Annotated in this window: 23 protein-coding genes, 1 tRNA gene and 1 pseudogene; 7 read left to right on the forward strand and 18 right to left on the reverse strand. The window is 37.4% G+C overall.

Going from position 1 to position 25,324, the window contains the following annotated elements; translation table 11 throughout:
* Window positions 1-97: 97 nt before the first annotated feature.
* The 11 genes and pseudogenes from AC5SR4_RS08000 to AC5SR4_RS08050 all read right to left on the reverse strand — a co-directional run.
* A complete protein-coding gene (locus AC5SR4_RS08000) occupies window positions 98-2,497 on the reverse strand; it encodes an efflux RND transporter permease subunit (RefSeq protein WP_495359012.1) in 2,400 nt (799 codons plus the stop codon).
* A 47-nt stretch (window positions 2,498-2,544) separates the two neighbouring features.
* The gene (locus tag AC5SR4_RS08005) at window positions 2,545-3,735 is read right to left on the reverse strand and encodes a DUF5686 family C-terminal domain-containing protein (protein ID WP_495359013.1); all 1,191 of its coding nucleotides are present in this window, start codon (window positions 3,733-3,735) and stop codon (window positions 2,545-2,547) included.
* 134 nt (window positions 3,736-3,869) lie between these two features.
* Complete coding sequence (gene frr / locus AC5SR4_RS08010; RefSeq protein ID WP_495359014.1) at window positions 3,870-4,427, reverse strand: ribosome recycling factor; 558 nt, start codon at window positions 4,425-4,427, stop codon at window positions 3,870-3,872.
* Window positions 4,428-4,478: 51 nt separating this feature from the next.
* A complete protein-coding gene (gene pyrH, locus AC5SR4_RS08015) occupies window positions 4,479-5,186 on the reverse strand; it encodes a UMP kinase (RefSeq protein ID WP_495359015.1) in 708 nt (235 codons plus the stop codon).
* Window positions 5,187-5,427: 241 nt separating this feature from the next.
* On the reverse strand, window positions 5,428-6,402 hold the full coding sequence (tsf, locus tag AC5SR4_RS08020) for a translation elongation factor Ts (RefSeq protein ID WP_495359016.1): 975 nt from the start codon (window positions 6,400-6,402) through the stop codon (window positions 5,428-5,430).
* Between the two features lie 85 nt (window positions 6,403-6,487).
* A complete protein-coding gene (gene rpsB, locus AC5SR4_RS08025; RefSeq protein ID WP_495359017.1) occupies window positions 6,488-7,267 on the reverse strand; it encodes a 30S ribosomal protein S2 in 780 nt (259 codons plus the stop codon).
* A gap of 217 nt (window positions 7,268-7,484) precedes the next feature.
* The gene (rpsI, locus tag AC5SR4_RS08030) at window positions 7,485-7,871 is read right to left on the reverse strand and encodes a 30S ribosomal protein S9 (protein ID WP_495359018.1); all 387 of its coding nucleotides are present in this window, start codon (window positions 7,869-7,871) and stop codon (window positions 7,485-7,487) included.
* Complete coding sequence (gene rplM / locus AC5SR4_RS08035; protein WP_495359019.1) at window positions 7,871-8,326, reverse strand: 50S ribosomal protein L13; 456 nt, start codon at window positions 8,324-8,326, stop codon at window positions 7,871-7,873. The genes rpsI and rplM overlap by 1 nt, the downstream gene beginning before the upstream one ends.
* Before the next feature lie 243 nt (window positions 8,327-8,569).
* The gene (locus AC5SR4_RS08040) at window positions 8,570-8,863 is read right to left on the reverse strand and encodes a type II toxin-antitoxin system RelE/ParE family toxin (protein WP_495359020.1); all 294 of its coding nucleotides are present in this window, start codon (window positions 8,861-8,863) and stop codon (window positions 8,570-8,572) included.
* Window positions 8,853-9,098: an addiction module protein gene (locus tag AC5SR4_RS08045; protein ID WP_495359021.1), complete on the reverse strand. Its 246-nt coding sequence runs from the start codon at window positions 9,096-9,098 to the stop codon at window positions 8,853-8,855. The genes AC5SR4_RS08040 and AC5SR4_RS08045 overlap by 11 nt, the downstream gene beginning before the upstream one ends.
* An 82-nt stretch (window positions 9,099-9,180) precedes the next feature.
* Window positions 9,181-9,450 (reverse strand): annotated as a pseudogene (locus AC5SR4_RS08050) (sigma-70 family RNA polymerase sigma factor); the annotation flags it as partial.
* A 337-nt stretch (window positions 9,451-9,787) separates the two neighbouring features.
* Here AC5SR4_RS08050 and AC5SR4_RS08055 point away from each other — a divergent pair.
* Complete coding sequence (locus tag AC5SR4_RS08055; RefSeq protein WP_495359022.1) at window positions 9,788-10,618, forward strand: NUMOD4 domain-containing protein; 831 nt, start codon at window positions 9,788-9,790, stop codon at window positions 10,616-10,618.
* Between the two features lie 87 nt (window positions 10,619-10,705).
* Here the strand turns inward: AC5SR4_RS08055 and AC5SR4_RS08060 are convergent, their stop codons facing one another.
* The 3 genes from AC5SR4_RS08060 to AC5SR4_RS08070 all read right to left on the reverse strand — a co-directional run bounded on the left by AC5SR4_RS08060 (window position 10,706) and on the right by AC5SR4_RS08070 (window position 12,257).
* Window positions 10,706-11,332: a cation efflux transmembrane domain-containing protein gene (locus AC5SR4_RS08060; protein ID WP_495359023.1), complete on the reverse strand. Its 627-nt coding sequence runs from the start codon at window positions 11,330-11,332 to the stop codon at window positions 10,706-10,708.
* A gap of 64 nt (window positions 11,333-11,396) precedes the next feature.
* Window positions 11,397-11,615 (reverse strand): hypothetical protein, encoded by a 219-nt coding sequence (locus tag AC5SR4_RS08065; RefSeq protein ID WP_495359024.1) that lies wholly within the window; start codon window positions 11,613-11,615, stop codon window positions 11,397-11,399.
* Between the two features lie 144 nt (window positions 11,616-11,759).
* Complete coding sequence (locus tag AC5SR4_RS08070; protein ID WP_495359025.1) at window positions 11,760-12,257, reverse strand: DinB family protein; 498 nt, start codon at window positions 12,255-12,257, stop codon at window positions 11,760-11,762.
* A 315-nt stretch (window positions 12,258-12,572) separates the two neighbouring features.
* Here AC5SR4_RS08070 and AC5SR4_RS08075 point away from each other — a divergent pair, with 315 nt between their 5' ends.
* The gene (locus tag AC5SR4_RS08075) at window positions 12,573-13,529 is read left to right on the forward strand and encodes a helix-turn-helix transcriptional regulator (RefSeq protein WP_495359026.1); all 957 of its coding nucleotides are present in this window, start codon (window positions 12,573-12,575) and stop codon (window positions 13,527-13,529) included.
* Here the strand turns inward: AC5SR4_RS08075 and polA are convergent.
* Window positions 13,526-16,369 carry a DNA polymerase I gene (gene polA / locus AC5SR4_RS08080; RefSeq protein WP_495359027.1) on the reverse strand — a complete coding sequence of 948 codons (2,844 nt, stop codon included), beginning with the start codon at window positions 16,367-16,369 and terminating at the stop codon, window positions 13,526-13,528. The two genes, AC5SR4_RS08075 and polA, sit on opposite strands and share 4 nt — an antisense overlap.
* Window positions 16,370-16,523: 154 nt before the next feature.
* On the opposite strand from polA, the gene AC5SR4_RS08085 reads away from it, so the two are divergent.
* Window positions 16,524-17,759: a metallophosphoesterase gene (locus AC5SR4_RS08085; protein WP_495359028.1), complete on the forward strand. Its 1,236-nt coding sequence runs from the start codon at window positions 16,524-16,526 to the stop codon at window positions 17,757-17,759.
* Window positions 17,760-17,905: 146 nt separating this feature from the next.
* A complete protein-coding gene (locus AC5SR4_RS08090; protein WP_495359029.1) occupies window positions 17,906-18,202 on the forward strand; it encodes a thioredoxin family protein in 297 nt (98 codons plus the stop codon).
* Here the strand turns inward: AC5SR4_RS08090 and AC5SR4_RS08095 are convergent.
* Window positions 18,199-18,849, reverse strand: coding sequence for a polysaccharide deacetylase family protein (locus AC5SR4_RS08095; protein ID WP_495359030.1), 651 nt, complete (start codon window positions 18,847-18,849; stop codon window positions 18,199-18,201). The genes AC5SR4_RS08090 and AC5SR4_RS08095 overlap by 4 nt on opposite strands.
* A 5-nt stretch (window positions 18,850-18,854) precedes the next feature.
* Window positions 18,855-22,169: a protein O-mannosyl-transferase family gene (locus AC5SR4_RS08100; RefSeq protein ID WP_495359031.1), complete on the reverse strand. Its 3,315-nt coding sequence runs from the start codon at window positions 22,167-22,169 to the stop codon at window positions 18,855-18,857.
* Between the two features lie 153 nt (window positions 22,170-22,322).
* Here AC5SR4_RS08100 and AC5SR4_RS08105 point away from each other — a divergent pair.
* A tRNA-Gln gene (locus AC5SR4_RS08105) sits at window positions 22,323-22,395 on the forward strand.
* Between the two features lie 259 nt (window positions 22,396-22,654).
* Here the strand turns inward: AC5SR4_RS08105 and AC5SR4_RS08110 are convergent.
* Window positions 22,655-23,479 (reverse strand): universal stress protein, encoded by an 825-nt coding sequence (locus AC5SR4_RS08110; protein WP_495359032.1) that lies wholly within the window; start codon window positions 23,477-23,479, stop codon window positions 22,655-22,657.
* Between the two features lie 136 nt (window positions 23,480-23,615).
* Between AC5SR4_RS08110 and rimP the strand changes: the two genes are divergently transcribed.
* Both rimP and nusA read left to right on the forward strand, forming a co-directional pair.
* Window positions 23,616-24,077 carry a ribosome assembly cofactor RimP gene (gene rimP / locus AC5SR4_RS08115; protein WP_495359033.1) on the forward strand — a complete coding sequence of 154 codons (462 nt, stop codon included), beginning with the start codon at window positions 23,616-23,618 and terminating at the stop codon, window positions 24,075-24,077.
* A gap of 13 nt (window positions 24,078-24,090) precedes the next feature.
* Window positions 24,091-25,323: a transcription termination factor NusA gene (gene nusA / locus AC5SR4_RS08120; RefSeq protein WP_495359034.1), complete on the forward strand. Its 1,233-nt coding sequence runs from the start codon at window positions 24,091-24,093 to the stop codon at window positions 25,321-25,323.
* The last annotated feature ends 1 nt before the right edge of the window (window position 25,324 follow it).

The following is a 25,324-nucleotide window of genomic DNA, read 5'->3' on the forward strand; positions in this document are numbered from 1 at the left end:
TTATCAAGGGTGTTTCATAGGTATTAAAATTTATAATGTAAAGATAAAAAAGCGTGTGGGCTTTCAATCACTAAATAATTAAAAAAGCTGTTAAAAATCACTCAGATTCTTCCTCGTTATCATCTTCCTCGGGAATAATATTGATGGCTGGTTCTTTTAAAACCTCTTTGTTGGCTATACTGCGTTCTAAAGACAGCAATAGCGAAGGAAGTAATAACAGGTTGGACAGCATGGCAAATAGCAACGTGGCCGATACTAAGGCGCCTAAAGCTACCGTACCACCAAAACTGGAAATGGTAAATACCGAAAACCCAAAGAACAGCACTATAGAAGTATAAAACATACTTACTCCTGTTTCGCGTAAAGCACCATAAACCGAGGTTTTTATCTTCCAATGATGGGCCTGTAATTCTTGTCGGTATTTAGCTAAAAAGTGAATGGTGTCGTCCACTGATATACCAAAGGCAATGCTAAACACTAAAATGGTAGAAGGTTTTATAGGCACTCCCAAATAGCCCATTAATCCGGCAGTTACCAAAAGCGGGATAAGGTTGGGAATAAGCGATATGATAATCATACGGCCAGACCTAAACATATATGCCATAAATAGGGCAATTAAAAAGATAGCCAACGATAAAGAAATCACTAAGTTTTTAACCAGGTATGTGGTCCCTTTTTGAAACACCATGGCTTTTCCCGTCATGGTCACTGTGTAACGATCCTTAGGAAATAGCTTGTCTATTTTGGTTTGAAGCGTTTCTTCAATACGCTGCATTTTATCGGTGCCAACATCTTTCATAAAAGTGGTAATACGAGCGTATTGCCCCGTGCTATCCACAAAGTTTTTGAGTAAATCGACATCAGATGACGAGTTTTTGGCATAGGATAGAATAAAGCTATTTTCCTGCGATGTTGGTAATTGGTAAAATTTAGTATTGCCATTGTAATAGGCCTGTTTGGAATATTTAACCAAATCGACAACCGAAATGGGCTTGGATAATTCTGGAATCTCATCGATTAACTCCTGAAGCTCATCCATACGCTTTAGGGTGGCAAGTTTCATAACCCCTTTTTTACGTTTAGTATCAATCATAAACTCTAGGGGCATAATGCCATTAAACTCTTGTTCAAAAAAGCGAATATCTTGGAAAAACTCAGTCTTTTTAGGCATATCCTCTATTAAGCTCCCCGAAATCTTTATTTGATAAATACCAATAATACTAACAATAAGTAAGATAAGCGCTGTAGAATAAATAGCAATACGCTCTTGCCGTACCATGCGCTCCATCCAATTAACAAAGCCACCAATCCACCGCTTGTTTAAATGCTCTAAATGCCGATCCTTAGGGTAAGGTAAAAAAGTATAAATAATGGGGATAATGAGTAAGCACAAAATAAAAATAGCCAGAATACTCAGTGAAGCCACAATCCCGAATTCTTTTAAAAGCTTACTTTCTGTTAATATAAAAGTAGCAAAACCCGATGCTGTAGTAACGTTGGTCATTAATGTGGCGTTCCCTATTTTGGTAATAACCCGTTGTAACGATTTTACTTTATTACCATGCAGTTTAACTTCGTGTTGGTATTTGTTAATAAGGAAAATACAATTGGGAATACCTATAACAATAATTAAAGGCGGTATAAGTGCTGTTAAAACAGTAATTTCATAGTTTAGCAATCCTAAAATGCCTAAGGTCCACATAACGCCAATACATACAACAATAAGCGAGATAAACGTAGCTCTAAACGACCTGAAAAAGAAAAAGAAAATCAGGGAGGTTACAATTAAAGCAGCGCTAATAAACAATCCAATTTCATCAACAATGTTTTGGGAGTTTAAAGTTCTAATATAGGGCATCCCAGATATTCTTACGTCTAAGTGTGTTTGTGCTTCAAACGTTTCAATTTTTGGTAACAGGGTGTTAATTACAAAATCCTTTCTGGCAGCGGTATTAACAAGTTCTTTTTTAAGGTAGATGGCAGATCGTATGGTCTTGGTCTCTTTGTTAAACAAGAAATTGTCATAAAACGGATACTTGTTAAAAAGATCATCTTCCAACGATGCTATTTGTGCCAAAGAAGCAATGGAATCCTTTATAAAAGGTTCTAGTTTAAACTTTTCGTATTGGGTGTCTTTTACAAGCTTTTGAAGATCTTTGATAGATACGACCATTTCAACCTCATCATACTGCTTAAAGTCATCAGAAAGTCTATTCCAGGCATTCAATTTCTCTACAGTTAACAAACTGCTGTCCTTAACGCCCAGTACAATTAGGTTACCTTCTTCGCCAAAGGTTTTTAAAAAATTGTTGTAGGTAATATTTACTTTATGGTCATCCGGGAGCAAATTGGCTTCAGTGTATGTAAAACGCATGTTTTCCCATTTGCTACTAAAGAAAATGGTTATCAATACAATACCAATAAGAATGGTAATTTTATTACGTAGAATAAGTCGCGCTACAACATCCCAAAAATGTTTGCTAAAAAGTTTTAACATGCCATAAGTAAAAGTTGCGCAAAGGTAGAAAAAACAAGTGTATTACCTCATAAAGTCACGTTAAATGTAAACTTTAAAGCCACATTATCTGCAAATTCTGTTAAGTGATAGGCACCGTATCTATATGTACAACTTAGTCCAAAACCAAAAAGCAATTTATTAATTTCAAAACCCGATTCCGTATATCCTTTTTTTAGCGAGCCAAAGGTAACATTTAGGTGCTTTTCAGGGTCTTTAATATCGCCAATAGCATAACGTGTAATTAAAACCATTTGGGGTTTATAGCGTTGTGATATATTAAAGGGTTTTAAGTAATGTTTTAATTGTATTGTAGTAAACTTATCAGAAAAGAACTCATTAAAAAACATGGTTTCAAAGCTATTGTTACCAGCTACAGAAAAGCGTTGCATAATGGTTTCTTTGGTAATATTATTGGGGTAGGCATGGTATAAGTGGGTTAGGGGCGTATTACCGCCTGTAACACCTGCTACTAGGGTAATTTCAGTAATATTGTCTTTAGTACCTACTTGGTAAACAGTTCTAAAATCTACTTTTGAGAAGTTGAAATCACTTTTAAGAACATCCTTAAAGCTCTTGGTGTATTGCAGGGTAAATTTTGGATATCCATTTTTAACTTGCTTCAAATTTTCCCCAGAGTTGTCGTATGTATCAAAAGGGTTCCATTGCAGGGCAATTTTTGCTGTACTTACATGAAATGAATTAAGGACTTGGTTGTTTAAAACATACCCATAATTATAAGTGGGGCTTATAGCGCTAGTAGCAAATTCTGTTTCACATAATAATGTATTGGTTATGTTATGTTCAACCCCAATAGCCTTGGTAATGTGCTTATGGAATAGGTCAATGTTCAACAATCGGGGTTCAAAAAATTGAAAGAACCGTTTGTCTGTTAAAAAGTTAGTGCTTCCAGTTTCTTGTAGATCGTCTGTATAAGATAGGTTTAACCAGGTGTTATGCTTTTCTGCCAACCTAAAACCACCGCCAATGCTGTATTTAAAATGGTGATCCCTAAAGCCATATACAGTATACCCATTTACTCGGAATGTGTTAGAAAACGCATTGTTGGTAATACCGCCAATACCGGTTCTAACACCTTCATATTGATTGTATTTTATTAAATACCGTAGGTCAAAATTAAAGTATTTGGTAGGGAGGTAGCCATTGCCTAAATGTTTTACAAAAGCTTCTTTTTTAATGGAGTCTTGAGCAGGTGCCATAGTGCTTTTATAAGCAGACTGCGACTGCGATATGCTAGCAAATAAAAGGAAGAGGAGGGAAAAACAATGTTTAAGCATATACGTCGCTAGAACTCAAAATTTATGAAAAAAAGCGACTTATTTGTCGCTTTAAATTATACGGTCATAATTTCCTTTTCTTTGTTGTCGAATAGGTCATCCACTTTTTTAACGTACGTATCAGTCATTTGTTGTACATCAATCTCCGCATTGGCTTTTACGTCTTCAGAAACGTCATCATTTTTTTTAATATCATTATTGGCATCCTTACGGGCAGCTCTAATGCTTATTTTAGCATCTTCGGCTTCAGCCTTGGCCTGTTTTGCCAAATTACGCCTGCGTTCTTCGGTAAGTGGTGGTACATTAATAATAATGGTATCACCATTGTTCATAGGGTTAAAGCCCAGATTGGCATAAGTAATACCGCGTTCAATTTCCTGTAACATACTTTTTTCCCAAGGTTGTACGGTAATGGTTCTACCGTCGGGTGTATTTACATTGGCCACTTGGTTTAGAGGCGTTTGCGAGCCATAGTAATCTACCATAACACTACCAAGCATGGCAGGGCTGGCTTTTCCTGCTCTAATATTTACAAATTGCTTTTCCAAATGCTTAATAGCATTGTCCATAGCTTCTTTTGTGGTGTCTAAAATAAATTGTATTTCTTCATTCATTGTTTTAAGCTTTTAGGTCCTCAATATAATATTCAAATATTACGCCAAATTTTATATGTTTACTTCCGTGCCTACATTTTCACCAGCAACTACTTTAAGCAGGTTTCCTTTTTTGTTCATATCAAAAACAATAATGGGCAGCCTGTTTTCTTGGCTTAAAGTAAAAGCCGTAGTATCCATTACTTTTAAACCGCGTCTCAATACATCGTCAAAAGATATGGAATTGAATTTAGTGGCTTTGTCATCCTTTTCAGGGTCGGTATTGTAAATGCCATCCACGCGTGTGCCTTTTAAAATCACATCGGCTTCAATCTCTATGGCACGTAAAACAGCGGCAGAATCGGTTGTAAAATAAGGATTACCGGTACCACCACCAAAAATAACCACACGTCCCTTTTCCAAATGCCTAATGGCCCTTCTTCTAATAAAAGGTTCGGCCACTTCATTGATTTTTATGGCCGATTGTAGTCGTGTAGGTATATCGGCATCTTCAAGGGCACTTTGTAAAGCCAAGCCGTTTATAACGGTAGCTAACATGCCCATATGGTCTCCCTGTACACGATCCATGCCATTACTGGCACCAGCCACGCCTCTAAAAATATTACCGCCACCTATTACGATGGCCACTTCAACACCTTTATCGGTAATGGCTTTAATGTCCTTTGCGTATTCAGCTAAACGTTCAGGATCAATACCATATTGGCGATTTCCCATTAAGGCTTCACCGGATAATTTTAGCAGTATGCGTTTGTATTTCATTTTTTAGATTGTTAGGTCGCTTCGCTGTTAGAAATGAGACTGCTTCGCTGTTAGACTTCCTATCTTTACGAATAAATTTTAAGTCTCTTTTCTCTTCTTTCTGTTCTCTATTCTATTTAGACACAGCAAATATAAGCAATATCTTAAATTGCTAAAGTGTATTTTTTGTAAAGATAGGATATAAAAAAACCATCATACGTTTAAGTACAATGGTTTTTGTATTATAAAATCCTGTAAACGATTAGCCTACAGTAGCTCTTTTAAATCCAGTAATTTCAACATCACCATAAGAAGCTACATATTTAGCAACCGTTATTTTATCATCTTTAATAAAGTTTTGGTCCAATAAACACTGTTCTTGATCCAGTGTTGTGTTATCAGAAATAAAACGATCCATTTTACCAGGTAAAATACGATCCCATATTTGCTCAGGCTTACCTTCTGCTTTTAATTCGGCTTTAGCATCTGCTTCAGCTTGGGCTAAAACTTCAGGGGTTAGCTGTGCCATAGAGATATATTTTGGTACGTTTTTAAGTGTTTTTCCTAAACGTGCCAACTCTTCATTATCTTTTTCAATAACCGCAATTCTGGCCTCAGTTTCAGAAGCTACATAAGCAGCATCAAAATCTTTATAAGATAATGTGGTAGCACCCATAGAAGCCACTTGCATAGCAATATCTTTTACCAAAGTCTCGGCATTGTCAACTTTAGCAGACAATCCTACCAAGGCAGCAATTTTGTTAATATGAACGTAAGCACCAACATAAGGCGCTTCTAATTTTTCAAAAGCAGTAATGTCTAGTTTCTCACCAATAACACCTGTTTGCTCTGTTAATTTATCGGCTACGGTCATCCCACCAAAATCAGCTGCTAAAAAGGCTTCTTTGGTATCGTAGTTTATAGCAAGGTCAGCTAAATCATTAGCCAAAGCCACGAAATTTTCGTTTTTACCAACAAAATCCGTTTCGCAACCCAATACAATAGCAACACCAGCTGTTTGGTCGTCATTAAGCTTCGCTACAGCTGCCCCTTCAGAAGACTCTCTGTCAGCACGCTTTTCAGCCACTTTTTGCCCTTTTTTACGTAACACTTCAATGGCTTTATCAAAATCACCACCAGCTTCAACCAAAGCTTTTTTACAATCCATCATACCCGCACCAGTAGCTTGTCTTAATTTGTTAACTTCTGCTGCTGTAACTTTTACTGTAGATTCCATATTGTTTTTTAATTTAAATAAGTCGTTCAATCCATTTCAACAAAGAAAATAATTAAACGACTTATTTGTATTGTGTAAATGTTAATTATTCTTCTTCCTCTCCTGCTGCAACTTTTTTAGCGGCGCTCTTTTTAGTTTTAGCAACTGGAGCATCTGCGCCTTCACTGTCTTCTTTTTCAGCTTTTCTTTCAGCCAATCCATTGGCGATAGCATCTGTAACGTGCGATAAGATTTTCTCGATCGATTTAGAAGCATCATCATTGGATGGAATTACATAATCAACTTGACGTGGGTCTGAGTTGGTATCTACCATCGCAAAAATAGGAATGTTTAATTTTTGAGCTTCTTTAATCGCGATATGCTCACGCTTAATGTCAACTACAAACAAAGCACCTGGTAAACGCGTCATGTCGCTAATAGATCCTAAGTTTTTTTCTAACTTAGCTCTTAAACGATCAACTTGTAAACGCTCCTTTTTAGATAAGGTGTTAAAAGTACCATCTTTCTTCATTCTATCAATAGAGGCCATTTTTTTAACCGCTTTTCTAATAGTTACAAAGTTGGTTAACATACCACCTGGCCATCTTTCAGTAATGTAGGGCATGTTAATAGCACTTGCTTTTTCAGCTACAATATCTTTAGCTTGTTTTTTAGTTGCAACGAATAAAATTTTGCGACCTGAATTAGCAATTTTGCTAAGTGCAGCACCTGCTTCTTCAATTTTAGCCGCTGTTTTATAAAGGTTTATAATATGGATGCCGTTGCGCTCCATGTAAACGTAAGGAGCCATGTTTGGATCCCACTTACGTGTTAGGTGACCGAAGTGTACACCTGCTTCTAGTAATTCTTTTACTTCTACTGCCATTTTTGTAATAGTTTACGTTCTGTTGAATTAGCAATGGTCCTTTGGCGGTTGGCTTTTGGCTTTTGGCCTTTAGCTCTTGGCACTTGGCTTCATTTAGATGCTAAACTAAATCCTGTCTTTTATCGACATGGACAACAATAACTGGTTAAATTTTTTTAAAATTGTGTATTCACTGCATACTACGACCGAGACCGAGTACTGCGACTGAATACGGGTATTAACGTTTAGAGAACTGGAATTTCTTACGCGCTTTTTTCTGACCGAATTTCTTGCGCTCTACCATTCTTGGGTCTCTTGTTAATAAACCTTCTGGTTTAAGGGTTAATCTGTTTTCTGCATCCAATTCGCACATAGCACGAGAGATGGCTAAACGAACAGCTTCTGCCTGACCAGTAATACCGCCACCTAAAACATTTACAGTGATGTCAAAGTTACCTTCGTTATTAGTCAATGCTAATGGTTGGTTTACTTTGTACTGTAGAGTAGATGTTGTAAAGTAGGCGTTTAATTCTTTTTTGTTTACTGTGATGTTGCCTTTACCAGGAGCAACATAAACACGAGCAACTGCCGTTTTTCTACGGCCAATTTTGTGAATTACTTCCATTACTTGAATTCGTTTAAGTTAATTGTTTTTGGTTTTTGAGCTGCATATTTGTGCTCGCTACCAACAACAACATTTAAATTACGGAATAAACTAGCGCCTAATTTATTTTTAGGGAGCATTCCTTTTACTGATTTTTCTACCACTTTAGCTGGATCTTTTCCAAACAATTCAGTAGCAGTTAAGCTTCTTTGACCACCTGGATACCCTGTGTGACGAATGTATGTTTTATCGTTCCACTTGTTTCCTGTTAGGTTGATTTTTTCTGAGTTAATAACAATTACGTTATCGCCGCAATCAACATGTGGTGTGAAGCTAGGCTTGTGTTTGCCTCTTAAAAGTTTTGCAACTTTAGAAGCTAAACGACCCAAAGTTTGACCTTCAGCATCAACCAAAACCCACTGCTTATCTACAGTCGCTTTGTTAGCCGAAATCGTTTTGTAGCTTAATGTGTCCACGTTATTAATTTATTGTTATCACGCCAATGGGCGCAATAGATTAAACATTCCTCTCTCAAAAAGAGTTTGCAAATTTACGATAATCTATGTGATTACCAAATAGTATGTTATATTTTTATAGTTGGATTATTTCCTTGAAAATGAAGCGGTTTTTGATTTACGATTTCGGATTTCGGATTTTCAATTTTTGTAGAGCCATTTAAGTTTGATAAATCCTCTTAAAAAAGGATATTAACTATTGTGCTATTTAATTTTTTTAAGGGGATTTTGATGTGTGTTAAATACGGAGTAAATAATTATGGTGTCCTTTATTTTCTCATATATAATCACATAAGGAAACCGCTTTAAAGGTAATTCTCTAAATACAGGCTTTCTTTTAATGGCAAATCGTACATTTGTATCTTTCAGAGTTTCAAAATACCCCTGTAAATAGTTGTAAAATTCTTCTCCTAATCCAGCTTGCCGAGATTCATACCAATCGATGGCATCATAAATTTCAGTTTCAGCACCGGGTTCAATAATTAATTTAAAACCCATATTTGTTTTTAATATCGCGCTTTATTTCGTCCCAACTTTTACCTTTGGTTTCTCCTGCTAGATATTTTTTTCTACGTTCCTCAACAATATTATAATGATCTTCAGAAACTAAAGACGAGGATTTAGATTTATTTAAAGAATCAAAAATACCATCTAAAACCATAAGTTTGGAATCATCTTTAATAATTTGATTAAAGCGTTCTATTAAACTATCTCTCAATTTTATTGCTGCCATAGCACAAATATACAAAAAATGATTATTGGTTTAAGGATATATAATTTCAAATAAAAAGCTGTAACTATCCAAAAACCCAAAATCAAACCACGCGTCTAAAAAGCATAAAAAGTAAGGAGGTACCATCCTTAAAGCCCTCGCGTATTTTTTTAAAGGCAATACGCATTTGCGACTCTACGGTTTTTTTAGAAATGTCCAGCCTTTGGGCAATTTCGTCGTATTTCAATCCGCGTAATTTGTTCATTTCCAGTATTTCCTTGCACGATGGCGGTAAAGCGTTAATCAACTGGCGTAGGCGCGCAATCCTTTCATCGGCGTTGGTTTCGGGCTCCAGCATCATTTCCCGCAAAGCTTCCTGCTTAAATCCATCAAACGAATGCTCACGGCGTTTTTGTTTTTCGGTCTCAGTCTTAGTGGTAAGTGCTTACTCAAAACTGCCACCGAAAACCGTGAAACCTCTGCGACCGCGACTGCGACTGGCGACAGAATACTGCGACTGAACACTGCTGCTAAAAAAGAAAACGTAAGAATAAACAATAAAATAAGAAATAAATAAACTCATTAAAAAGTATATAAAATTCAATAATGTAAGACATTCACAAACAATTATTTATAAATTTATTAATATTTGATAAAAAATTTATGTTATTTATATATGTTGTTACAATGATATTTCCTACATTTGTTTTATGTTTTTTAAAAATTACCCTTATCTAAACCGCACACTTGGCAGCCTGGAAGGCGAGCTTTGGAAAGATATCCCAGAAATGAAAGGTTACTTCCAAATATCTAATTTTGGTCGTATAAAACGATTGGCCTATACGGGCGTTGATAAAAATGGCTTTGAATACCATAGGCGGGCCATGATTATGAAACCCAGTATAGAACCCCATTTTAACAATTTTGTTAAGGATTTTACCTATTCTCTACGCGGACGCTTGGTAGTGGACGGGGTGTATTTTAGTTTTACCACCTCGCGCATGGTGTACCGTACTTTTGTGGATCCTAAATTTGACCTTAAGGATTTTACCCAGGTCATCTTTTTTAAGGATGAGGACAGTTTTAATATTGTGCCCTCCAATTTAAAGGTTGCTACCCTTAGCGATAAACAAAAGCGTATTAAAATACGCAAGCGGTCTCCCGGACCCATGCATGGCTTAACAGCTAAGGAACGCCACCTAAGGCAAATGAAAGTGGGTAAAAAAATAAGTAAACAGGTATCTCAATACGACCTATATGGTAAAAAAATAAAGACCTATTACGGAGCTGCTGAAGCTTGTAGGCAAACGGGCATTAATGCCTGTTATATTGGGCTGGTGGCCTGTGGCAAGCGTATTAGTGCTGGAGGCTATTTGTGGCGTCATGGTGATGCGCCTTATATGGACGTGGCGCCAGTGCTCGCAATTCCGAACTTAGGAAATTCTGAAACGGGTAAGCGTTTATTGGAAATATATAGGAAACCCAAAAAAGAGGTTAAGGAACCAAAACCCGGCGTGTTAGTTCCTCAACCTGTCTTTTAGAAGTACTTTTAAAGCTGAGGTAATCTGTGAAGTAGGCCTACAACTATTCGTTTAGTTAAAAAAGTACCTAAATATAACTATTTAAGCTTAATCGCAAGCACAATACTTGTCACTATTCGCTTTTTCAAAACACTCTCTCCCTTCGGTAAAGGCAAAATAGGCCAGCCCTAGGGTACCAATACTGTCTATATATGGAATTTTAAACAGTTCGTAAATACCACTGCTAATAAGGAGGATAACCGACATGTAGATACAAACCAATGTGCAATTGGCATCGGCCAGAATGGGCTCGGACTGGAGCTTATGACCAACGGACCGTTTCCAGGCTACCAATACCCACATAACAATAATGGAAATGATTGAAATAACAACACCCCAAAAGGTTGTTATGGGCTTGTGCCCTGTGTAAATATTAAAGATACTGCTAACTACCAAACCGGCCACCAGAATATAAAAGGCCACCCCTGTAATTCTTAAGGCCGTACGCTCAAAAGCATCCCGATTGCTGTCTGGTTTTTTTTGAATGCGTAAAACCATGTGCGCAATACCAAGTCCTGAGATAACTTCTATAAAACTATCGGTACCAAAGCCAAATAAGGCCAAGCTTTCATCTTCAAACCCCAGATAGGTAGAGATAAGCCCTTCTACAACATTGTAGATAATGGTGAAGATGGCCAGGCCAAAGGCTGTTTTATAAAGTTTTTTTTGTTGCACGCCTTAAATTTACCATAAAGGTAACATGTTTATTAACAATAACAAAATAGACTTTGAAAAGGATTCAATGCAATTCTTCACAATAAAACCCACGACTTTTTAATGCATTACATATAGTTTGTGCTTTAAGTATTTGGGTTTCAACTCGAAGAATATTATCACAATCCTCCAAATCGAAATTCCAACAACCATGCCTTGAGACCAACGAATTTAAAAGGGGCTGTATAAGCTTAATATGTTTTGGTCTAGAAATAGAAGTTTTAAATACAAAAACGGTTTTCATCGGTTTATTTTTTTATTTGTTAGTCCTAACAGCCATGCCTACGGCAGGTAAACCATCAGGCTGGTAGAACACCCTTAATAATTATTTGCCTGTGTGAAAGTAATTATCAAGGGTGTTTCATAACATATTCGTTTTTAAGATTGATTAACGTTCATAAAAAGTAGGTGGCTCAATTCCTAAAGATCGCAAATACACATAGCCCTGCCCGCGGTGATGTATTTCGTTATCTATAAAGTATAGAATGGAGGACTGCACAGTCCCTTCATATTGACCAAATAGTTTTATAGCCTGTTGAAACTGGTCTGGTTTTATTTGCGCCCAATAGGTGTTAATTTCATTTGTTGCTTGGTCCCAAAGTTCTAGCAATACGGCTTTTTTGTTACCATGCTCAACATGTTCATTGAGTGGTGCCGATTTTCCTGTAGCAATTTCTTTAATACCAGGCGCGGCAATGCCTAAAAGTTCCATCACCATATCAGAAAAAGGACGCATACCTCCAATGGTGTGCTTAAAAAAAGCCTCTTCGGGAAAAGCTTCAATAACCCTTCGTGTTAGACTTCTATGTCCTTGCCAATGATTAATCAATTGAGCAGGTGTAATCACTTGGTGTGCTGTAATACTTTTGTTTAATGTTGTTTCCATAATTTTTATTTATAATGATTTTTTATTCTTGAGCAAAGTTAAAATGGGGGTGTGACAGCCCTTTGTCAGCAGTGAATATGATTTTTATTTTTCGTATTAAAAACCTGTTAATCAATTAATTGTAAAATTGTTGTTTTGTTTGGTGTACCATTTTAATTTAAAAACGGATATACTACTGACAAAGGATTGTCACTATTGGTATTTTAATTTGTACTGTTGGTATGTTAATGTTGAATTGTTATGGACAAATTGAATCCTAATTTTAACTTATACATGAATTTGAAGTCCTATCTTTGGGAGATATGTTATGCAATTATGAGTTTAGACACTGTAAAACGTTTTGACCGTATTGTTGCAATTCTTGTGCAATTACAGTCTAAACGTATCGTAAAGGCACAAGAGTTAGCCGACCGATTTCAAGTAAGCTTAAGGACCATTTATAGGGATGTTAGAACTTTGGAAACTGCAGGAGTTCCTATTATTAGTGAAGCAGGTGTTGGATATTCCATTATGGATGGCTACCGATTACCCCCAGTTATGTTTACACGAGAAGAAGCAGGAAGTTTTGTTGCGGCTGAAAAGTTTATGCAAAAGTTTGTAGATAAATCACTTGGGAGTTATCATGAGTCTGCAATGTATAAGCTGAAATCTGTATTAAGAGGACGAGAAAAAGACTGGGTTTCTGCTTTAGAAACACAAATAGTGGTAGACCCTTCCCAAGAGCTGTTCAATAAAAATTCACCAAATGCCCTAGAAATACTTTTTGAGAGTGTTGCCGAAAAAAAACAAGTGTTTTTAAAATACCACTCTTTAAATAGCGAAACACCTTCTGAAAGATATATTGAACCCGTTGGCCTTTTTCACGAAAATGGATTTTGGTATGTACTGGGCTATTGCCATTATAGAAATGATTATAGGCAATTTAGAACCGACAGGATGTTAATGATTAAACGCACGCCACATTTTTTTACTAAAGAGCACGGTACTATTGATGAACACCGACAAAAGAATGACGTTGCTCAAAAAACAAAAGTTAAAATTTTAGTCGATAAAAAAGTAGCACGCTACATAAGCGGTGGTAAAAAACACCAAGGTTTTATTTCTGAAACTACCAAAGGAGATCAAGTAGAGATGACCTTTGCAACGTCCGATTTGGAAAATGGATTTTCAAGATGGTATCTCATGTTTGGGGATTATGCAAAAATAATAGAACCTGAACGTTTAAAAATACGTATTAAAGAAATTTTGGAAAAAACAGCCACAAACCTTTAGTGCGCCTCCAACCAATCATTCCCCATGCCTAAATCGACATCTAAAGGAACGTCTAAACTATAGGCGTTTTCCATTTCTGTTTTAACCAAATGTTTAATGGTTTCCAGTTCGGGTTTATACACATCAAAAACCAACTCATCATGCACCTGTAAGAGCATTTTGGTTTTATAGTTGCCGGCTTCTAATTTGTTGTAAATGTTAATCATGGCAATTTTAATAATATCGGCAGCGCTTCCTTGTATGGGAGCGTTTACGGCATTGCGTTCTGCGGCTCCGCGTACCACGGCATTACGGGAATTGATGTCTTTTAGGTAGCGCCTGCGGCCTAAAACGGTTTGTACATAGCCGTGGTCGCGCGCAAAATCAATTTGTTCGCTTACATAATCCCGTAGTTTCGGATAGGTAGCGTAGTAGGTATCTATAAGAGCTTTGGATTCACTGCGCGATAGGTTTGTTTGGTTACTAAGCCCAAAGGCCGATACGCCATAGATAATACCAAAATTAACCGTTTTGGCATTGCTGCGCTGTTCGCGGGTAACATCTTCTAGAGCTACATTAAATACTTTGGAAGCTGTTGAGGCGTGGATATCTTCACCATTTTTAAAGGCCTGTATCATAGTTTCTTCCTTACTTAAAGCAGCAATAATACGAAGCTCTATTTGCGAATAATCGGCTGCCAATAAGGTGTAGTCTTCATTCCTGGGAATAAAAGCTTTTCTAACCTGGCGCCCCCTTTCGGTACGAATGGGAATGTTTTGTAAATTAGGATTGTTACTGCTTAAACGCCCTGTGGCTGCCACGGTTTGCATATAATCGGTATGCACACGCCCAGTAGAGGCTTCTACCTGTAGGGGCAGGGCATCTACATAGGTGCTTTTTAGTTTGGATAGGCCTCTAAAATCTAGAATGTGTTGAATAATGGCGTGGTCTTTGGCCAAATAACTTAAAATGTCCTCGGAAGTGGCATACTGACCCGTTTTGGTCTTTTTGGGCTTATCTACCAGTTTTAATTTATCGAATAAAATATCGCCCAATTGTTTTGGAGAAGCAATGTTGAATTCCTCTCCAGCTTCGGTATATATTTTTGTTTCCAGGGCCTTAATGTCATTATCCAATTGCTTGGATAGGGTGGTTAAAAAATCCTTGTTTAAATTAATGCCCTCCAATTCCATGGCAGCCAATACACGTAGTAATGGAATTTCAATCTCGTCAAATAGTTTTTGGGTATTGGCCTCGCCCAGCTCTTTTTCAAAATGTTCTTTTAGTTGTAAGGTTATATCGGCATCTTCAACGGCGTATTCGGTTTGTTTTTCCAAAGGTACCTCGCGCATGCTTAGCTGGTTTTTACCTTTTTTACCAATAAGGGTTTCTATGGAAATGGGCGTATAGTTTAAATAGGTTTCTGCCAATACATCCATATTATGGCGCATATCGGGGTTTATTAAATAGTGCGCCAACATGGTATCGAACAATTTGCCTTTTACTGTAATGTTGTACTTGGCCAGAACTTTGATATCGTATTTTAGATTCTGGCCTATTTTTTGGATGCTTTCGCTCTCAAAAAACGGACGCAATGCTTCTATAAGGTCCTGTGCCTCGCCCTGGTCTTCTGGAAAAGGCAAATAAAACCCCTTGCCTGTTTCCCAGGAAAAGGCAATGCCAACCAATTGTGCCGTTATGGGGTTTATATCGGTTGTTTCAGTATCAAAGCATACACTAGTTTGGTTCATTAAGTTTTTTATGAACAATTTGGTGGCCATGCCAGAAGCTACACTTTGGTAAAAATGAGCAGTGGTCTCGGCTGTTTTTCTGGTGTAAGCGGCCTCAGTTACAGAAGCGGTGTTGGGATCGCTACCAAACAATGAAAACTGTCCCGAACCAGCCGAGGCGGGTTCTTTGGGAGGCGTAGGTTTGGTTTCGGTACTTTTTGTATCGGTAGTAGATGTGCTTGCTACGTCTGCAGCAAATGTTTTTTGAAAGTTGGCGAGCAGTTGCCTAAACTCCAGTTCCTGAAAAATGGCAGTTACCTTATCTATATCAGGATGGTCGAGTTCAAAGTCCTTGGCATCAAACGTTACGGGCACATCCAACATAATGGTAGCTAGTTTTTTTGATAGGATACCAAGTTCCTTATTATCCTCTATTTTTTCTTTCATTTTGCCTTTTAGCTCATGGGTATTGGCTAAAAGGTTTTCCATACTGCCATATTGGGCCAGAAATTTTTTGGCTGTTTTTTCGCCCACACCAGGAAGCCCGGGAATGTTATCGCTGGAGTCGCCCATCATGCCTAAAAAGTCTATTACCTGTAAGGGGTCGGTAACCTCAAACTTTTGTTTTACTTCCTCAATGCCCCAGGTTTCGTAACCACCACCAAATACGGGGCGGTACATAAAAATATTTTCAGATACCAATTGCGCAAAGTCCTTATCGGGGGTTACCATAAAGGTTTTGTAACCTTCTTTTTCGGCTTGTTTAGAGAGGGTGCCTATCACATCATCAGCCTCAAATCCTTCTTTTACCATTATGGGAATGTGCATGGCCTTTAGGATATCCTGTATGTAGGGCACGGCTATTTTAATGGCCTCGGGGGTTTCGTCCCTATTGGCTTTATAAGCTTCAAACAGTTCTACACGGTCTGTACTGCCACCCTTATCAAAACAAACCGCTAGATGGTCGGGCCTTTCGCGCTTAATAACATCCAATAACGAGTTCATAAAACCCATAATGGCAGAGGTATCGACGCCTTTGGAGTTGATTCTGGGGTTTTTAATGAAGGCATAATAACCACGAAAAATTAAAGCATATGCATCTACAAGAAATAAACGTTTTTGGTCTGACATGTGATATATTTTGATAGAAAACCAAAACTACAAAAAGTTAAGCGTAATTTGATATTTAAAATAAGGTGGTATTTAAATCTTAACTAATAGTTAAATATAAATTACATTTTTAATATTATTATAGATTTAAGTTATCTTTGGAAAAAACAGCTATATGCTCCGTTGGATTATCTTTCTTGTTGTCTATGCTATCATAGACCTTTACGCCTTTCAATCATTCAAAACCGTTTCAAAAAATAATTGGATGCACGTATTGTATTGGGCAATCTCTGCACTGGTAATTGGTAATTTTATATTCCAATATTTTGGGTTTAACAGAAGGGATGGTTTTTCGCATGCCCATGCGTTTGCCTTTGGGTTTTTTCTTGCCATTTTAATTCCTAAAATGATTTTACTGGTTTTAATGTTAACCGAAGATGTTTTTAGGGTGCCCCAAGCCCTTTTTAGGTTTTTTACCGAGGGGAAGACGGCCGAAGGCCATTATTTTGCATCCAGACGCCAGTTTATTAGTAAAATAGCTTTGGGAATAGCGGCCATACCTTTTGTATCGGTACTTTATGGTATATACAAGGGCAAATACAATTTTAAGGTTTTAAACTACACCCTGCATTTTGAGGATTTACCCGAAGCCTTTGATGGGTATAGGATTACCCAGATAAGCGATATCCACTCCGGAAGTTTTGATGATGTTGAAAAGGTTAAATACGCGGTAAATTTAGCCAATGAACAACAAGGCGATGTGATTTTGTTTACGGGAGATATTGTTAATAGTAAGGCGGAAGAACTATTGCCGTACTTAGATGTTTTTGAAGCGCTAAATGCCAAGGATGGCAAGTATTCTATTTTGGGAAATCACGACTATGGGGATTATACTTCGTGGGAGTCGGAAGCGGCTAAAGAACAAAACTTTGAAACCCTTAAAGCGTACCATCAGCAAATGGGCTTTGATTTGCTGCTTAACGAGAACCGATTTTTAGAAAAAGATGGACAACGCTTGGCCCTGTTGGGGGTAGAGAATTGGGGCGCGGGTGGTTTTAAAAAGGCAGGCGATTTAAAGAAAGCAGCCCAAAATGTGCATGAAAAGGACTTTAAAATATTGATGAGCCACGACCCTACACATTGGGAAAAGGAAGTGCTTAATGATCCCTACCATTATCATTTAACTTTAAGCGGCCATACGCACGGTATGCAATTTGGTATTGAAATTCCAGGGTGGGTTAAGTGGAGCCCCATAAAATGGCGTTATAAATACTGGGCAGGCATTTATAAAGAGATGGGGCAGTACATTAATGTAAACAGAGGGTTTGGTTATTTGGCGTTCCCCGGACGCGTAGGTATATGGCCTGAAATTTCCGTAATTGAACTTAAAAAAGGCACAAGCCAAGCATAATTACGGTAGATGGTTGTATTTATAAAGAAATTGTGTATTTTTATATTAATACTTTAAGAAATCTGTTATAAGTGGTTGCTACTATTTATAATATGAAAAAAATACGTAGGTTTGTAGAAGTATATTTGACTAATAAACAATAAAGTATGTCAAAATTTGGGGAACTTATTGATGTAGAAATCCCTGTGTTATTGGATTTTTTTACTGAATGGAATGAACAGTCTACATCAATGCATGCTGTATTAAAGGATGTTGCTGCGGCACTAGGAGATAAGGCCAAAGTGATAAAAATTGATGTTGAAAAAAATGAGGAGCTTGCAGAAGCTTTACGTGTTAAAACACTGCCAACATTAATTATCTACAAAGGTGGTGAAATGAAATGGCGCCAAAGTGGCGAACAAGATGCCAATACCCTAATTAGTATTATTCAGCAATATGTTTAATGTAATGCTTTAAAGGTATAACCTTGCTTACTAAAGTGTGCCAGTACTTTGGGAAGTGTATATTGCATGTTTTTCGAGGCCTTCACACTATCGTGAAACACAATAATACTCCCGGCCCGTGCCTTACTTAATACATTGTTTAAGCAAGTTTCTTTGGTAATGGTAGCATCCCAATCAAAGGACAGTACATCCCACATAATTATTTTGTAACCCAAACCCATAAGTTGTTTTCCTTGCTTGGGGGTAATTTGACCGTAGGGCGGCCTAAACAAATTATGAATTCTGAATTCTGAATTCTGAATTTGATTCTGCAAGACCTGTGCGGCCGTTTCAATATTTTCCAAATAGGCTTTGGCTTTGGTAGCCCAGCCTTTAATGTGGTTTTGGGTATGGTTGCCAATCGTGTGCCCATCGTTTAAAATGCTTTGAAAAATGTCTGGGTGTTTTTCAATATTGTTGCCTATACAAAAAAACGTGGCCTTGGCATTGTAGGCCTTTAAAGTGTTTAGGGTCCAGTTGGTTATTTCTGGTGTAGGCCCGTCATCAAAAGTTAAATACAAAACCTTTTGGTTGGTAGCGATGTCCCAAACATAGTTTGGGAACATCTTTTTAGCAACCATAGGTGTTTTTATAGGTGTTAGTGCCATATACCTTACGGCATTGAAGTATCAATAGGGATACTGGTATCTATAGGTAAATCTAAATCGCTTTCTGGAGCATAGTCATCTTCATTGGCCTGGTCGCCATAAAAATATTTAAACAGCATAATGTAGTTATTAAATACGCTGCCCTCTATTTCGGCAAACTCAGGATCGTACTTAACCAGTACATCCACGAGCCCTCTATAGCGCTGTATATCGGTATAAATATCTTCAAATAAGCGTTCCTGGTTACTAAGGGTTAAACTGCTGTAATAGTTTAGGTTTTCTTGGTATTTTTTAGCAACATCCTTAAAGAGCTGTTGTGCTTTTTCTTTATTGCCAACTTCGTAATAGGCCCCAATATAGGGTTCTAATAATGTATAATACCCAAAATAATCTACAGGCATATTGTCCATAGCAATATCTGCTATTTCCTCTGCCTTGTCCAACTTATCTTCATTGATTAATTGTTCTACCAAACGTGCTAGATTACCACGGTAGGTTATCGAGTTTTTGCGGGTTTCGGGGTCGTGGTAAATATCAGGACTGCCACTGTTGCCCCAATACCATTTTTTAACCTTTTCATACATTAAATTGGTGTCTACACGCCCCATATCAAACGGGTTGGCTTTGTCTACAGGAGTTCTAATGGGTACAAGTTTGTAGCATAATCCATCAAGCTGTAAATAGTCTTTCATCCAAATATAGTCGTCGTCACCAAAACTGCCTCCCGTAAAATAGATGGGGCGTTTCCATTCATTATTGGCCACCACATCTAGCATGAGCAATCGGTTTTTATACAAAGCATTTCCAGTAATTTCGATATCTATATAAGGTACAATTTTATCGGCATCCTTTGGTTTTACAATGCCAGACTTTAAAGCATTTTCTTTATTTACGGGCAACCTAAGGTGTGGGGTTGGTAAATAGCTCATTTTTAGATCTTGAGGGCGTACTTGTGATAGATCTACCCCTTTTTGCTGCAGCACGTATTTGTATTTGGTTTTAGGATTGCTGCTTGCAATAAAATCTAAAAACTGCTTAATCTCTAAAGTGTCGTTAATTACAGGTTCACTAATAATATAATCGTTTGTGCCGTATTTGTATAAGTCGTGTGTTAGCTGCGACGGGATGGGGTCACTTTCGTAAGCCTTGCGTTTCATTTGGTCTATGTACCAATCGGTTTGAAACAAACTGGTATTAACCACCCGCACATCGGTTCTATACCCTTCAATTTCTTGGGCATACCATAGGGCAAACGTATCGTTATCGCCTATGGTGAACAAAATGGCATTTTCGGCACAGGAATCTAAATACATCTTTGCCATAGCATTGGCGGTGTATTTGCCAGATCGGTCGTGGTCGTCCCAATTGTTGGCCGCTAAAATACCGGGCACCAGTACGAGGCATATGGCACTAATAAGAATAGCAGATAATTTTGAAGGGACATACTTTTTAAGGGCATCAAAAATAGCAAACACTCCAAAACCAATCCACAGTGCAAACACGTAAAACGACCCTACTACCGAGTAATCACGCTCACGGGGCTCAAAAGGCCGTACATTGGTATAAACCTGTATGGCAACACCCGTAAAGAGGAAAAACACCAACATGGTCCAAAATAGCTTTTTGTCTTTATTGAACAAAAAGAAAAAGCCGATCAAGCCCAAGATAAGAGGTAATAGGTAATAGGTGTTTCTAGCTTTGTTGTTTTTAACATCGCTTGGTAAATTGCTTTGTGAATACCCTAACAACCATTCGTCAAGGGGCGTAATGCCTGTTATCCAATTACCATGATTGTCGTAGCGCCCTTGAATATCATCTTGTCTACCCGAGAAGTTCCACATAAAATAACGCCAGTACATATAGCCCAGTTGGTACTGAAACATATAGGTAATGTTTTGCCATAATGAAGGTTTCTCAATATCAATATAGTTTTTAAAGCGTTGCAGGAAGCTGTGATAATCTTCGTAGTCTACATTACCCTGGGCCACTTCATTTTGAAAATTAGAAACTACAGAGCGCAATTCGTTTTCCATTTGGTATTCTGGCTTCAGCTTAAACTTTAAATAGCCAGAAAACATCATATAGTTGGCAGCATGTTCTGGGCTCCACATTCGGGGTAATATAGAAGCGTGCTTAGAGTTGTAATTTTGTTTGGCTTTTTTATAGTCGTTTACAATAACGTATTTGCCTTTGGTTTCGTCTTTTTCATATTTGGGTTTGTCGTCTATATACGGATTGTTGTCATCTAAATATGCATATTGATCTGTAAATTGTGGTCCATAAAACAGGTGGGTTTCTGGATATTGCTCTAGGTTATAGTAAGCCAATAACTCCCTGGCACTGGAAGGGTTGTTCTCATTAATAACTACATTGGCATTGGCACGAATGGGGAGCATTAACCAAGTGGAAAACCCTATAATAACAAAGGTAATACACAATATGCTGGTATTAAGGTGCACATAACCTTTTTTGCGGGTGTATTTTAAGGCATAGTATATAACAGATACCAACACGATACCAGCTATAATTGATCCTGAATTAAATGGAAGCCCGATGGTGTTGACAAAGAAAATCTCGAAAACACTGAAAATTTTAAGAATATTGGGCGCCAATAGTTTAAATATAAATAACAGTACTGCCACAGAAACTACATTGGCAATAATAAAGTTCTTAACGGTTATGGTTTTATAGTTTTTAAAGTAATAGATCAATCCAATGGCAGGAATGGTTAATAAGCCCATAAAATGCACTCCAAAGGAAAGCCCAATAATAAAAGCAATAAGGATAAGCCAGCGGTTGCCCCTGAGTTTGTTCATGTCTTGTTCCCAGCGTAAGCCAAGCCAAAAAAGCACCGACATAATTAAGGTAGCCATAGCGTAAACCTCAGTTTCAACAGCATTAAACCAAAACGAATCGGTAAACGTAAAGGCCAAACTGCCTACCAAACCACTGCCTAAAATTGTGATGGCCTTGGATTTGGAAATATCTTGTTTGATACCCACAAGCTTTTTGAGCAGTAGCGTTATGGTCCAAAACATAAACAAGATAGTAAATGCGCTAGAAATGGCACTCATCATATTCATCATAAACCCAACCTGTTCGGGTTTAAAGGCAAACATAGAGAAAAAGGCTCCCAACATTTGAAAAAAGGGCGCTCCTGGCGGATGCCCTACTTGTAATTTGGCTGAGGTTAAAATGTATTCACCAGCATCCCAAAAGCTAACAGTTGGTTCTGCAGTTAGGGTATAGGTTACAAGGGCTATTAAAAAAGAGAACCACCCTAAAATAGTGTTCCATTTTTTAAAGTTGAAATTGCTCATAGCGGTTTACGGTTTATTTGCTTTGGCGAATTTAATAATAAATATGGTATTCGGGTTGTTTTTAAGTAAACGTTAAGTAATCCTAATTATTTTTAAGAAAAAATGCTTGTAAAAAAGAAACTTTGTTTTAAATTTGCAGCCTCAATTACACAATGGCCTATGGTGTAACTGGCAACACGTCTGGTTTTGGTCCAGAAGAGTCTAGGTTCGAGCCCTAGTAGGCCAACAGTATTGAAAGCAAATCCCAACCGTTATGGCTGGGATTTTTGTTTTTAAGGGCTTAAATTTTAAAGCCTCTCGACAGCGATCGAAATGATGCTTGGATTACTAGTTAAATTTGTCAATTTTATACACTAATTAAATTCATTTAACAAAAGTCTCAGGATAACAAACGCTGCAACCATAATAGTGAGCTACATCTCTAAACTCCTAAACCATTAAACTATCGAATAATCTAAAATTCGAACTATCTAACAATCCAACCATCAAATTTTAAACGTAATAATCGGGCGGTTTACATGGTTTACCAAGTCTTCACTAATACTGCCATTAAAGAAATGCGAAATACCCTTTCTGCCATGGGTGCTCATACCAATTAAGTCTGCTTTAACAGACTTCGAGAAGTTTATAATACCCGCTTCAATACTTATATCGTTGTAAATATTAACCGTATGACCGGTTAAATTAAAACCTTTAATAAAATGGGCTATTTGCTTTTCGGCTTCTTGGGTGGTTATAAAATTATTGGGGGTGTTAACCATAAGTAAATGAATGTTGGCACCTAGCACTTTGGCAAAATCTAAGGCCTTCTGGAAAGGGATTTTATTGTCGTCTTCAAAATCCGAAGCAAAAACAAAGGTTTTAATATTAAATTTAGGATGCTCATTTTTAATAACAAGTACAGGGGTTTCAGAAGTACGCACCACTTTTTCGGTATTGCTTCCTATAAACATTTCCCTAAGGCCACTGGCTCCATTAGAGCCCATGACAATCAAATCGATTTGCTCTTTTTTGCACACATGAAAAATGCCTTTAAAAATTTCTTGAAATTCAACATGCTCGTGCAGCGTTAGTCCTTTTAAGTAGGGCTTGGCTTTTAAAGCTTTAAATTGCTGGTGTGCCAATTTCATAAAATACATGGCTTCGGGCAATTCGTTGTAACTGCCAAGAGGATCGATTGTTTGAACAGGCATTTCAAGGATGTGCAACAAGTAAATATCACAATGGTGTTTCTTTGCTAGCTGTGCAGCTACTTTTAATGCGTGTTCTGCTTGTGTTGAAAAATCGGTGGGAACGAGTATTTTTTTCATAATGTCATAAGTAGTTAGTGTATCTAAAATTATGAAATATTACTTTAAAAATCAATAAAATGTTATATATTTGCACCGTTGAAAGGCTAGATTAAGTATAGAGGGGACGGAAAGTCCCCTCTTTTTATAATAAAAAATGTTTAAAGATACTGTCAAGAATTTATTGGATGCTGCGCTGATTGAAAGACCTGATTTGTTTTTAATAGATTTTACAATTCAAGCAGATAACCGTATTAAAGTGGTTATAGATGGCGACAAAGGTGTTTTGGTAGATGATTGTATATTTATAAGCAGAGCCATAGAGCATAACTTGGATAGGGAAGTTGAAGACTTTGCACTAGAGGTTATGTCGGCCGGAGCCACTGCGCCACTGGTAAATAAAAGGCAGTACACAAAAAATCTGGATAGGGACTTAAAAGTAAGAACGGCTTCTGAAACCTTAGAAGGCAAACTCGTAAAAGCAACCGAAACAGATATTACACTTGCGTGGAAAGCGCGTGAACCTAAACCTGTAGGTAAAGGTAAAGTAACAGTAAAAAAGCAAGCAGAGATTGCTTATGAAGACATTGTAGAAGCAAAAGTTATGATTAAATTTTAATTCAAAAAGAGTTATGGAGAATATCGCATTAATTGAATCTTTTTCAGAATTCAAAGACGATAAGCTAATTGACCGTGTAACGTTAATGGCGATTTTAGAAGATGTATTTAGAAGTGCCTTAAAAAAGAAATACGGTGATGATGATAATTTCGATATTATTGTAAACCCCGATAAGGGCGATTTGGAGATTTGGAGGAATAGAGTGGTTGTGGCTGATGGTGAAGTAGAAGAACCCAACCAAGAAATCTCACTTTCTGAAGCTCGGAAAATAGAACCTGATTTTGAGGTAGGTGAAGACGTGTCTGAAGAGGTAAAGCTTGTAGAATTGGGAAGACGTGCTATTTTAGCATTGCGCCAGAACTTGATATCTAAGATTCATGAACACGATAATACCATAATCTTTAAACAATTTAAAGACCTTGTTGGCGAAATTTACACCGCTGAGGTGCACCATATTCGCCATAGGGCCGTAATATTGTTGGACGATGAAGGTAATGAAATTGTATTGCCAAAGGAAAAGCAAATACCATCAGACTTTTTTAGAAAAGGCGATAACGTGCGTGGGGTGATAGACAGTGTGGAATTAAAAGGCGCTAAGCCAACCATTATTATGTCTAGAAGCTCCCCCATATTCTTGGAAAAGCTTTTTGAACAAGAAATACCAGAGGTTTTTGATGGATTAATTACCATTAAAAACGTTGTTAGGATTCCAGGAGAAAAAGCTAAAGTAGCGGTAGATTCTTATGATGATAGAATAGACCCCGTTGGTGCTTGTGTGGGTATGAAAGGTTCCAGAATTCACGGCATTGTTCGTGAATTAGGCAATGAAAATATTGATGTTATCAATTATACAAATAACTTGCAGTTATATATAACCAGGGCTTTAAGTCCTGCCAGGGTAACATCCATTAAAATTAACGAAGAGACTAAGCGTGCCGAAGTGATTTTAAAACCAGAAGAAGTAAGTAAAGCAATTGGTAGAGGCGGACATAACATTCGTTTAGCCGGTCAGCTTACTGGTTATGAGATTGATGTATTTAGAGAAGGTGCTGAGGAAGACGTGGAATTATCGGAATTCTCAGATGAAATAGAAAGCTGGATTATAGAAGAATTTAGCAAGGCTGGATTGGATACTGCCAAGAGTATTTTAGAGCAGGATGTAGACGATTTAGTAAAAAGAACAGATTTAGAAGAAGAAACAATTAAAGACGTTATTAGGATTCTTAAGGAAGAATTTGAAGAATAAC

The organism is Aestuariibaculum scopimerae (assembly GCF_059428085.1).